A 12,666-nucleotide genomic window follows, 5' to 3' on the forward strand; every position below is an offset into this window, starting at 1 on the left:
ATACGATTTATTGCAGAAATGTCAAATTTTCAATGTATAGCTACCCTGCTAATGCGGTATATGGCGAGGAAAGTATTTTATTGATTTTAGATTCTGAAATTTTTGAATAACAGCTTGATAATAGAAACTTTTTTTACTTTTATCAATTCATTATTACAAAATCAAGTTTTCTTGCCAATCATTGATCAAGTTAAAATTGCGTAAATGCCCAATATTACAGCACAATTTCTTTCAAGAGTTCCCACAAATCTTAAAGCCGAAGAGTTAGTGAAAATAGAAAAAGGAAAAATTTATCCTATACAGAAACTCTTAGAAAATATTGAAAATTCTAGAATCTTATGCAATATCCATAAATCTTGTAAAATATCTTGTAGAATTTCGTTTTAAATCTCATAAATAATCACGAGATAAAGGAGTATTATGCGATTATTTATAATTTTTATATGTTGCTCTTATTTTATGTTTGCACAATATAAAACTTTAGATTCGGCACTCTTAAATGGAATGAAGCAAGTTGATATTATATTATATGGCAATTATATGGCAAGTAGTGCCGCTGGAAATTATACCAATAATCTTTATGGTAGCAATAAACAAATAGGCAATGGTGGCTATATTAATGCGTCTGTTGGACTTGGATATACCACAGGGTTTTACTATAATTTGCGTTTAGCAATTTCATTTCGTGCAACACAGGCACTTTTTAATCCTAATCATTTTGCAAGAAAGGATTTTTTTCCAAATACAGGCAATGAAGTTTTAGGTGATAGTAGTATTGCATTAGGTGAAACTTTTTTAGAGTATTTTGATGGTGACACAGCAATAAAAGTTGGGAGATTTCAACCCATAAGTGAATGGATTAATTATCTTACAGACGGAATCTGGTTTCGGAATGGAAGTCTTAGAAATCTTGTAATTGAAGCATTGTGGGCATATGATTATGGTCGTGTCAGTTATTATGAAATCTCTAATTTCAAGCGACTTGATACAACAGGTTTATTTAATGTTGGTGTGCGTTATTTTGTTGATGGTGATCAAAAAAATTATAAAAATTCAGCTTATGTAAATGCTTTTAGTATGTTTATCCCAAGTGTTTTTACAGGTATTGGTGTTCGTGCACACTGGGCATCGAATTTTCATGGAAGAGTATGGTGGATTGGTCTAGATCTTGGCTTTGCTGGGAGTATAGAGGATCATCGTAACATTCATGCTTTTAGTAATAATACTTTTTTATTTGACACAAAAATTATTGGCGGTTATCGTAATATAGATGTGATGGTTGGGTATCTTGCAAATGGAGATTCTGGTATGGGGAGTCTTGGCATTCTAGGTGTTGGGAATGGCACACAGGCAGGTTTTTCTCATGCATTTTATCACAATATTCAACCCTTTTTTGTATGGGGGGGACGAGCAATCAAAATGGGAAAAAATGCACATTTGATTTATATCGCTTCAAAAATGAGTTTTTTTGAAAATAAGTTAAATGCTTATATAGCTTATGGTGCAACTTTCTTTAATGGGTCAAGATATTATGGAGGAAATACACAAAATATATCTCAAAATGAATTAAATGCAATGATAGAATTTGGAATTACAAGAACATTAAGTGTTATAGCACATATTAGTAGCACGCATGCCGGTCGTGGTGTACCCAATATTTTTGAATTAAATGGTGGAGTGAGATTTATGTTCTAGCTTTGCAATAAATATTGCTCATCTAAACAATTTTTAAAGATTTGAATCCTATAGAACTCTTCTTAGAGGATATGGTTTTAATAATTGTAAAAAAGTTTTTCTATCCAAATGACTTGGATAGAAAAATTCTCTAAGTAATTGTGATTTACTTAAAAAAACTTGTTTTTACATAGAGTAATCCAATATTGAAGACTAAACAAAAATTACATTACAATTAAAGATTCATATCTAGAACAATTCTACCATCAATTTTACCTTTTTTCATTTTATCAAAGACTTCATTGATGTCATCTAGCTTGGCAGGAGCAACATGTGCTGTTACCCGCCCTGTTTGAGCAAAGTCGATTGCCTCTTGTAAATCAAGTCTTGTTCCTACAATAGAACCTCGAATTGTTATACCATTCAAAATCATATTAAAAATATTTACTGGGAATTCACCTGGTGGTAAGCCGTTCATAGCCACGGTGCCACCTCTTCTTGCTACACCCACAGCTTGTTTGAATGCTACGGGACTGACAGCAGTTACCAAAACTCCGTGTGTCCCGCCTTTTGTTTCTTTTACGATTTTATCAATCGTTCCTTGTTCGCCTAGCTCTTTAGCATTTGCGACAACTTCCGCACCATATCTTTTTGCTAATTCTAGTTTATCGTCAGCTACATCAATAGCCGCTACTCTTAAGCCCATAGCTTTAGCATATTGCACAGCTACATGTCCTAATCCACCAATTCCTGAAATAGTAACCCATTCACCAGGACGCGTATCAGTCATTTTAAGCCCTTTATACACGGTTACACCTGCACAAAGTATAGGGGCAATATCCACAAGTTGTTGATGAGTGAGGTTTCTATCCAACACGCCCACATAATCTGCTGCACCAACAGCATATTCTGCAAAGCCACCGTTTACGGAATAGCCACCATTTTCTTGTTTTTCACAGAGTGTTTCCCAACCAGCAAAACAATGTTCACAATGTCCGCAAGCACTATAAAGCCACGGAATTCCAACTATATCTCCGACTTTCAAGTGGGTAACACCTTCACCAAGCTCTACAATTTTACCTACACCTTCATGCCCAGGGATTATAATGTCTTTCGGTGGCACAGGCCAGTCGCCTTCCACCGCATGTAGGTCAGTATGGCATACACCACATGCTTCAATTTTCACAAGAACCTCACCCTTTCCTGGTTTTGGGATTGGCACTTCTTCGATAACTAATGGTTTTTTGCGTTCTTTTGATACAGCTGCTTTCATAGTTTTTGACATATTATCTCCTTACAATCTAAGTTTTATGCAAATACATCTAGTAGCCCATCATGATTTATGATCTTTAAGGAAAAGAATACTATCATGAAATCCTTGCTTCATAAAAATGCTACATAATTTTTATAAAAGGATGAAACATAAGATTTTCTAAAATTCCAAAATCTTAGAAGAACCCAAGCTTATTAGGCGAATAGCTCACAAGGAGATTCTTTGTTTGTTGATAATGCTCTAACATCATTTTGTGTGTCTCTCGTCCGATACCACTTTGCTTATATCCGCCAAATGCAGCATGTGCAGGATACGCATGATAACAATTCGTCCATACGCGTCCTGCTTCAATGCCTCTTCCCATGCGATATGCACGATTGATGTCTCGTGTCCAAACACCGCTACCTAAGCCATAAATTGTATCGTTAGCAATTTCTAATGCTTCCTTTTCATCTTTAAATGTTGTGAGAGCAAGCACAGGACCAAAAATCTCTTCTTGGAAGATTCTCATTTTGTTATGTCCTTTGAAAATTGTAGGCTTGATATAGCACCCTTTGCTAAGCTCACCGGGTAGGCTATTTGCTTCGCCACCTATGAGACATTCCGCACCTTCTTCTTTGCCGATTTTGATATAATGAAGAATAGTATTGACTTGCGTTTCATCGACTTGTGCACCAATCATCGTGCTAGGATCAAGTGGATTTCCAGCTTTAATGGCTTCAACTCTTTTTAGCACTTTTTCGATGAATTTATCATAGATACTCTCTTGCACGAGGGCACGTGATGGGCAAGTGCAGACTTCGCCTTGATTAAATGCAAAAAGCACTAATCCCTCTACCGCTTTATCAAGGAATGCATCTTCATGATTATAAATGTCTTCAAAGAAAATATTTGGTGATTTACCACCAAGCTCTAATGTGCATGGGATAATATTTTCAGTAGCGAATTGCATAATCTGTCGCCCCACGCTTGTAGAGCCTGTGAAAGCGACTTTAGCGATTTTTGGGCTTGTTGCAAGGTGCTTACCGATTTTGCTTCCGCTCCCATTGACGACATTTAAGATTCCCTCTGGAAGTAAATCTTTAATCACATCAAGGAGGACTAAAATACTTGCAGGTGTGGCGGAAGCTGGTTTCAACACAATACAATTTCCCGCAGCGAGTGCTGGAGCGATTTTCCATGCTGCCATAAGCAGTGGGAAATTCCATGGGATAATCTGCCCCACAACCCCTAAAGGCTCATGAAAATGATAAGCCACAGTAGTGCTATCAATATCACTAATCGCACCTTCTTGTGCGCGGAGACAGCCTGCAAAGTAGCGAAAGTGGTCTGCTGCGAGTGGAATATCAGCATTAAGTGTTTCGCGTATTGGTTTACCATTATCCCAAGTCTCTGCGTGTGCAATAAGCTCAAGATTTTCTTCAATTCTATCTGCAATTTTAAGTAAGATTCTTGACCTTGCTTCTACACTTGTATTTGCCCATGAAGATTTTGCTTTATGTGCTGCATCAAGGGCATTTTCAATATCTTGATTGCTTGAGAGCGGCACTTCACACAGCACACTGCCATCGATTGGACTTGTATTTTTTGTGTATTTGCCATCAACCGGAGCTACCCATTTACCACCGATAAAATTCTCATAACGAGGCTTGAAAACCTCTTTACTATCTGTATATTCACTCATAAGACAACCTTTCATAAAAAATCAAATATAATTATGACACTTAAAAAGAGATTATTAAATATCACAATTATATTTTTTAGTATAAAGTATTTTTAGATGAACAAGATACTAAAAGATACCAAAAGTATCAAAAAAACTAAAAGGTTACCTTTTGTAAAAATTACAGATAAACATACTTTCTAAATAAAAATAAATAAATTTTCAATCAAAAGAACTTGCATAATAATGAAAAATATGTAACAATAACAATTCATCTAAAGTTTATTTTCGTAAGAAAGGATAAGTATGTGGGAAAATCCACTTGATAGCATGGAAATCTTCGAAGGCAATCCAATCAATAAATGGAAAGAAGTTGTTTTTAATGCAAGTCGCACACTTGCTGAAAATGAAATCGAAAGGCTTTTAGAGACACTCGCTCTTTATGAATTAGCATTGGAAGAACAAGATTCTCAAATCAATTTACGTGATTTTTTTTATAAAGCACATCATGATGAGCATCTTAAACAACAATTTCATGAACGCAAAAATAGTCTCGCAATGGAATCTATGTCAAAAATTCTTAGTGAAAATGAGTAGAATAGATATGTTACCTCAACTTATCATGAGTTGTATATATCATAGAATCTAGCGGGGAAAATTTCCTTAGAATTTAACTCAACAAAAGTGGGAATATTAAATGTTTCAATTTATCTAAAAATACTCTAAAGTTGTATTTGTTGTATTTTATAGCTAAAATACAACAAACATATTCCATAAAGACTATATTCAATAATTAAGGTTGTTGGGTTACAATCCATTTCTTCATAAGCATATTTTTATACTATGAGATTCTGGCCTACAACAAATGGTTTTTGTTATGTTAAGACAATTTTTATTTATCTCTCTGTGTTCGTTACTCTTTTTTACTCATTCGTTATATGCTTCTCATTGTCATGATAATCGTTGCAATGATATACGTGTTGGAATAGGAGTATATTACGATAATATAAATATTCTGAATACTTCGCACAATAATACTGGTGGGTATGCTTCCCTTTTTTAGATGTATATTGGAATCAAGGGCTTTATCTTGGTAGTAAATTGCAACTTGGTATTGCTCATGCCTTTATAAATGGTGGTATTAATAATCCAACCCAATTGAATGATGTAGCTTATAGAATGGCTTTTGATTTAGAAATTGGCAAGGTAATTGGTTCTCTTACGCACCCTATCATTGTATCCATGCATATACCTTTTAAGGGTAATTTTGTAGCTCCTCATTTTCGTGATAGGAAAATGCAAGTTGCTTTAGGAAAAGATGTTAATTTAGAATATAAAATAGGTTATGGATATAATATTATGGCGAGACACAAAAGCTATTCTTTCAATAAAGAATCATGGTTTAAAGAGGGAGGGCATAGGCTAGAAGCATCTTTAGCTGTGATTTTAGGATATGGTATAGGAGAAAATCATCAAGAAAGAAGAAAAAAGTTAGATTTTTATGCAAAGTTAAAAGGTGTGTATCATCGGATAAATCCCTTTAATATCATGCAATTTGATGGAACTATACATACATATCCTGCAAGTAATAATTTTCTGCTTCTGTTTGAGTTTGGTATAGGACTAGATTGGAGATACTAGATTACAATTGTATTGAAGAGTTATTCTCATCAAAAAACTCAATGCTGTAAATAACGATAGAAAAATACAAAAATCTTTAGTGATGAATGATTACAAAAGAGATTAAAATATTGAAACAATAGAAAATGATAAGGATTTGAATCATAAGGAGTTTTAATAAAATCACTAGCAAATGAGGGTAGGGCATTCCAAATAAAATAGTGAGGTAATCACATTCTATTCTATACTATGCTATAATTACATGTTTTATAGATTCTCTCTTATGAAATACAGGACTATAAATACATGTATAGAATCATTTATCCTATAATTCATAAAAAGACATCTTAGAGAATCTCTATTTTATATAATTTTTGTTGATGTAATAAAATAATCAAGCATTCTCAAGGATTTAATTGCTTCTCAACAATATCGTTAAACAAGTATAAACAAAAACTTGCAATAAAGAGCCACTTGAAATTCTTGTGTATAATGAGTATATTTCTTAAGGATTATTATGGATTCACGCATTGGTATCATTATCCCAATCTACAATGTAGAGCAATTTCTTAGCGATTGTTTAGAATCTGTTATAAAACAGACCTATACAAATCTTAGCATTATCATGGTTGATGATGGGAGCAATGATACAAGCACACAAATTGCACAATCTTATTTTTATAAAGATTCTCGTTGTATTTATATTAAAAAACCAAATGGAGGATTATCAAGTGCAAGGAATGCAGGACTTGATTATCTCAGCAATGAGCTTGATTTACATAGCCACATTCATCACAATGAATACTACATCGCACAAGGAAATTATACTTATAAAGGCTGTTTCCAAGATTCTCAACAAGAATATGAGGGCATGACACTCCATACACCACAACAAGTTGAAGTATGGAGTTATACAAAAGAAATCATTGAATGTGATTTTGTGCGTTTTTTAGATTCTGATGATTGGCTCATGCCTGATTGTATAGAATCTTGTTTGCAAATCTTTGAAACCCTGAAACAAGAAAATGAGGAAGTGGATATTGTATTGCATGATTATTATTATGCGTCTGAAGATGGCAAACATTTGCACCAATCCAATATGCTCAAGGCATTTGATTCTATACACAATAAAAGAATAATTGCAAATGAGCCTTGTAAGATTCTTTCTCGCTTAGAAATGCTTGAATACAAATTATACGCACCAACAACTTTTGTGTGGGCTGGATTATTCTCATTTCAAAGTATTTGTAAAAGACATATCCGCTTTATGGATTATATGTATGCAGAAGATCAGTTATTTAGTTTTTTCTTATTTACCAATATTCAAAAAGTTTGTATTTCATCAAAGCCACTTTATGCCTATCGCCAACAAGCCAACTCAATAATGCATTTTAACCCAAGTATTCACCCATATCCCTCCTTTAAAGCTGATGTGTATGAGATTTTTAAAGATAAACGATTAGCAAAAGAATATGATAGAGGATATTCATTTTTAGCAATGAGTAATGCACTCTATGATTTTATACAAAAAACACCTGATTTTAGAGAGAATAACAATGTTGGGAGGGGGGATAATGTAGTAAAACAAAAGAAAAATATTAAAAACATAGAATCTCATCATAATGTATCTACACAAACAACACACGATAGCTTATTACAGCCCCATAATAAAAGCTCTCAAGTAGATTCCATATCAGATGATACTCAATCTTTGTCTCAAGATTCTATAACTCAAGAATCTATAATTGCAACACAAGAGTTATATAAGATATTAATGAAAGGATTTCTCTCTATGACTCCTCGCAGTGTAAAAGCATTACAATGTATTGCTATTGAGGGTAAAGACCCAAGAAATGCTAAAGGATTATTTCTAGCTCTTAGAAAAGTTGTGCCAAAGAATCATTTTGGAATCTCTAGCAAAATAGCTTATGCTTGTCCGATTCTTTTTAAAATCTTTTTTATTGTTAAAGATTTTATGAGACAAAAAAGATATAAAAGAACAACAAAAAGTGTATGAGTTCTTTGAAAATATGCAAGTTTTTCATAGGCTATACCATGAAAAAATTAATAAAAATTATTAATTCATATATTTTATTGTATTTTTATTTACTTTTTGTTTATATTTGTAACATGTGATTTGCGAGAAAAATATATTATAAAAAATAACAATTTTTTGAGACAAAAACAAAACCTTGAACTTTCCTACAATAGTTTATGAAATAGCGTGTATATCGCATATATCCCAACAGATTATTACTCCATATCTTAGCTTCCCATGAGTCTCTATCGTGCTAGATTTACACGCTCAAAGTAAGACTTCTTATAATTTTTAGTGATTAAAAATACTTTATTTGTATATTATTAATTGATTTTTTGAAATGAATTTTTCTAAAATTATAAGAACCTAAGCGATAAATTTAGGATTTATTATAATAAAGGATTGTTGATGAAGAAAAGTATTCTAACTCTTAGGACATCATTACTTTCTGCACTCATTGTAGGAAGTAGTGCAATGAATCTTGAGGCAGCAAAACTCATGGATGTGATACAAAATGCGACTATTAGTGGATTTGCATTTGGTCGTATCCAAACCATACATGGCAGAGATGGTAATGGGACACGCTATCAGTTGCGATTTAAACCAACAATCACAACAGGAGAGGTATATGGCTGGAGTGGCTCTGCTGGGATATTTTTCTCTAAAGGGAGTGGAACTCCTGATTCAAATAACACAAATGCTGATATTTCTGGGAGTAGGGGTGATATGCATATCTCTCTGGTTGATAGATTTAGTATCGGGGACTTTTATATCACTTATCAGGCAAAAGAGCAATTAGGCACAAATACCCTCATAAGAGCAGGGCAAAAATCCCCTACGACTCCATATAATGATACAAATTTAGATAGGGCATTGGGGATATTCCTTGAGAACTCTGATCTATCAGCATTGAATATAGGCTTCCAATGGTGGGATACTTGGATAGGTGATGATATGTTCATTTCACCCAATTTAACTGGTAGTAATTACTCTAATTCTTCTACTGGTATAGGCAATGATGTCTTTATGCTCTCTCTCACAAGTGGCAAGGACTTCACTGAGAAAACTGGCTTTGGCTATCAAGTATGGTATTCGTATGTAGAGGGGTTATTTGACTACATGACATTTGCTGATATATCCTATACTGCGAAGTTTGGCTCACAAAGTCTTGGGATACTTGCACAAGTGAGTGCTACTGGATTAAACAAAAAACCGACATTCTTGAGTAATGGTAGTTTGGAATTTAATACATTATTTCAGAACACAAATTATGATTATGCAAGAAATCGCGGTATGTATAATATCCGCTTAGATTATCGTTATAATTTTACACAATCACAAAGTGCAGCTACAGAAGATTCTGATGCTCCGGCACCTGCACCAACAAATGTTGGCTTTATCGGTGTGGCTGTAGGCTTTGCAGGGAGCTTTGGTGATGGCTATGGGACTTTGATAGATAATACAGGTGGGTTAAAAATTGGTGGAAATATCTGGAACAACTTCGCTGGGACAGAGGCAAATGGCTTTGGTATATTAGGCACAGGGAGCTTTCGAAATAGCTCAATAACTGCCCCATATCTCAAAGTTGAGTTTGGTTATAAGAAATTCGGCTTAGCTCTTGATGTCGTGTATGTGGATACAACACATTTCTATTACTTGAAAAAAGCTGGAGCTACAGGTAATCTCAATGGAGCTACAGGTAATCTCTATGGACCTAACAATAAAATCGCTGTTGCAAACTTTGTAGAGACAAGTTTATCAGCGACTTATAAATTCACAGATAGTATTAATATGGGTGCATATTATGGATATTTGATCGGGAATCCATCTATGGGAAGATTTCGATTTCAAGTGAATTATGTGTTCTAACACTATCATGATTTATATATAAATTTTTTATTACAGAATCTCTTAGGTTGTGTTCTTATGGGCTTTCTTTAGGTAAAATTTTTTCTTGCTATGAGCGTTTATTTGAAGTCATAATTCAAATAAACTTATACATTTCAAACTACTCAATTAACTTTATTTTATAGAATCTAGGAAACGAACTCATTGGATTATATAGAGTTTCATTCATGGGATTTTAAAACCAATAAAGAGCGTAGAACAAAACTCCAAAATAAATATAATGTAGCATAAACTAGGAATCGAGTAAAAATCTTTGAAAGAAGATTTTAGAGTATTTCTGCTGGAAAAAAGAGTTGAATTGATGTGATGAAAGAATACAATGGAGTTTGATTTTCTTTTTAAGAATTTATGACAATATAAAGCTTCTGTATTTCTCAATCTATAATCATGAATACTCTAATATTGCATTATTCATGTGTATTTTTAGATTTTCTTTGAGTTTTGTCTTCAAAAGATTCTAAAAAAATCTTGATGTTTTTACCCGCTTGGCGAATCCTTTTTTCATTTTCGATTAAAGCAATCCGCACATAAGAATCTCCTGCTATACCAAATCCAGCACCTGGACTAACAGCTACTTTTGCTTCCTCCAATAATCTTTTTGCAAATTCTAAGCTTCCTAAATGTTGGCATTGTGGGGGTATTTTTGCCCAAATAAACATACTCGCTTTTGGCATAGTAAGCTCCCATCCAGCTTTGCCAAAGCATTCTATCATAACACGCATACGTTTTTCATATATCGCCCGAATCTGCATTACAGAATCATCACATTCATTCAGTGCGATAGTAGCTGCAACTTGGATAGGCGTATAGATTCCATAATCAATCCAGCCTTTTATTTTTTGCACTGCTTCTATAATGCGTTTATTTCCAGCAACAAAACCTATGCGCCAACCTGCCATATTATAACTTTTACTTAAAGTATAAGTCTCCACAGCGACATCTTTTGCCCCTTTTACTTCGAAAATACTTGGAGTTTTAAAATCATCAAAATATAATTCAGCATAGGCAATATCACTAATAATATAGAATCTTTCTTTTTTTGCTAATTTGACAAGTTTTTGATAAAAGCTTTTATAGACAACGACACTTGTTGGATTATGTGGGAAATTGACTACAACAAACTTAGGTTTAGGGAAATTCTCATACAATGCTTTTTCCAAACTTTCAAAAAAAGCATCTTCATTGAGTTCAAATGTATTATTATACACAATAGGAAAAGTGCTGACATTTGCACCATTAATAATAAATGCGTGATAATGAATTGGGTAAGCAGGCTCTGGAACAATGGCAAAATCTCCAGTATTTGTGATTGCTTGCACTAAATGTACATAGCCTTCTTTACTACCCATACCAACACATACTTCAGAATCCGGGTCAAGCGAAACATCAAATCTGCGTTTATACCAATCACATAATGCAAGACGCAATTTATAAATTCCTTTGCTGACTGAATAGCCTTGATTTTTTGGTTTTCTCGCACTTTCACAAAGTTTATCAATGACAATTTTGGGTGGGATACCATCGGGATTACCCATCGAAAAATCTATTACATCTTTACCTTCTTGACGCATTTTTAATTTAATTTCATTGATTGTGCTAAAAAGATATTTTGGCAATCGGTTGATTTTATTAAATACAATTTCTTCAAACATTTTATGTCCTAATTCTTTTAGAATAATTTATGATATTTTCATATCTATTCTTGTGGTTTCTATTGGTTTCTGTGGAATACAAAACCATACAATTATAATATTACATTATATTTATAGTGGTTGTATTACAACTTAGCGCATATTATCTTATTTTAATTTCACTGAAAGCAGTTCAAAAAACAAGTGATTTTTGGCTTAAGAATTATTGTAGCGTTTTGTATTGATTTTAGCAAGATTTTTTAAGAAATTACACTGTATTTTGCTCTATTTAATAGAATCTTTAATGCTAAACTTACAAAAATGCGGTGTAATTTTCATCATTCTCTGTGTAAATTGTAAATAAATATAAGTATTTCTGGTTTCTTTATTATGAAATATTAATACAAATAATACAATATTTTAATAATTATAGAATAATCTAATTTTCGTGAATTATATTTACTATTTTTATATTACAATATAATGTAGTTTTATTTACAAAAGGAAGAATCATGAAAAAAATCCGTGTTTCTATAATGGCATGTGTTACAGCATTTGTATTTGGGAATGTAGCCTTTGGTGCAGAAACTCTTGATGATGCAAATAAAGCATATAATGAAGGAAATTATACAAAGGCTGTTGAAATCTATAAAGTATTGTGTGATGCAAAAGAAGCAAAGGCATGTTCAAGCTTAGGACTTATGTATCGAAATGCAAAAGGTGTAAGCGAAAATGCTACACTTGCAAAACAATATTATCAAAAAGCTTGTGATGCTGGAGATAAAGAAGCTTGCAACAGCATAGATTGGAATTAAATCAAGTTAAGTTCCAACTTAGTTATATTTTGTATATATTCTAG

At 33.1% G+C, this 12,666-nt stretch carries 10 protein-coding genes; 7 read left to right on the top strand and 3 right to left on the bottom strand.

The genetic code is table 11. The features are described from left to right. The first annotated feature begins 420 nt into the window (after nucleotides 1-420). Complete coding sequence (locus CQA53_RS00160; RefSeq protein WP_115542009.1) at nucleotides 421-1,695, top strand: hypothetical protein; 1,275 nt, start codon at nucleotides 421-423, stop codon at nucleotides 1,693-1,695. Nucleotides 1,696-1,909: 214 nt separating this feature from the next. On the opposite strand, the gene adhP is transcribed toward CQA53_RS00160, so the two are convergent. Continuing rightward, complete coding sequence (gene adhP, locus CQA53_RS00165) at nucleotides 1,910-2,959, bottom strand: alcohol dehydrogenase AdhP (protein ID WP_115542010.1); 1,050 nt, start codon at nucleotides 2,957-2,959, stop codon at nucleotides 1,910-1,912. A 163-nt stretch (nucleotides 2,960-3,122) separates the two neighbouring features. Continuing rightward, nucleotides 3,123-4,631 carry an acetaldehyde dehydrogenase ExaC gene (gene exaC, locus CQA53_RS00170; protein ID WP_115542011.1) on the bottom strand — a complete coding sequence of 503 codons (1,509 nt, stop codon included), beginning with the start codon at nucleotides 4,629-4,631 and terminating at the stop codon, nucleotides 3,123-3,125. Between the two features lie 285 nt (nucleotides 4,632-4,916). On the opposite strand from exaC, the gene CQA53_RS00175 reads away from it, so the two are divergent. The 5 genes from CQA53_RS00175 to CQA53_RS00190 all read left to right on the top strand — a co-directional run bounded on the left by CQA53_RS00175 (nucleotide 4,917) and on the right by CQA53_RS00190 (nucleotide 10,137). After that, nucleotides 4,917-5,207, top strand: coding sequence for a DUF2018 family protein (locus CQA53_RS00175; protein ID WP_115542012.1), 291 nt, complete (start codon nucleotides 4,917-4,919; stop codon nucleotides 5,205-5,207). Nucleotides 5,208-5,487: 280 nt separating this feature from the next. Further along, a complete protein-coding gene (locus CQA53_RS12150) occupies nucleotides 5,488-5,673 on the top strand; it encodes a hypothetical protein (RefSeq protein WP_147289982.1) in 186 nt (61 codons plus the stop codon). A gap of 38 nt (nucleotides 5,674-5,711) precedes the next feature. After that, the gene (locus tag CQA53_RS00180) at nucleotides 5,712-6,251 is read left to right on the top strand and encodes a hypothetical protein (protein WP_115542013.1); all 540 of its coding nucleotides are present in this window, start codon (nucleotides 5,712-5,714) and stop codon (nucleotides 6,249-6,251) included. A 496-nt stretch (nucleotides 6,252-6,747) separates the two neighbouring features. Continuing rightward, complete coding sequence (locus CQA53_RS00185; RefSeq protein WP_115542014.1) at nucleotides 6,748-8,247, top strand: glycosyltransferase family 2 protein; 1,500 nt, start codon at nucleotides 6,748-6,750, stop codon at nucleotides 8,245-8,247. A 429-nt stretch (nucleotides 8,248-8,676) separates the two neighbouring features. After that, a complete protein-coding gene (locus tag CQA53_RS00190; protein ID WP_115542015.1) occupies nucleotides 8,677-10,137 on the top strand; it encodes an OprD family porin in 1,461 nt (486 codons plus the stop codon). Nucleotides 10,138-10,583: 446 nt separating this feature from the next. Here the strand turns inward: CQA53_RS00190 and CQA53_RS00195 are convergent, their stop codons facing one another. Then, nucleotides 10,584-11,828, bottom strand: coding sequence for an LL-diaminopimelate aminotransferase (locus CQA53_RS00195; RefSeq protein ID WP_115542016.1), 1,245 nt, complete (start codon nucleotides 11,826-11,828; stop codon nucleotides 10,584-10,586). A gap of 491 nt (nucleotides 11,829-12,319) precedes the next feature. On the opposite strand from CQA53_RS00195, the gene CQA53_RS00200 reads away from it, so the two are divergent. Further along, on the top strand, nucleotides 12,320-12,622 hold the full coding sequence (locus CQA53_RS00200) for a tetratricopeptide repeat protein (RefSeq protein ID WP_245945523.1): 303 nt from the start codon (nucleotides 12,320-12,322) through the stop codon (nucleotides 12,620-12,622). The last annotated feature ends 44 nt before the right edge of the window (nucleotides 12,623-12,666 follow it).

It is taken from the genome of Helicobacter didelphidarum (assembly GCF_003364195.1).
Classification (GTDB): domain Bacteria; phylum Campylobacterota; class Campylobacteria; order Campylobacterales; family Helicobacteraceae; genus Helicobacter_A; species Helicobacter_A didelphidarum.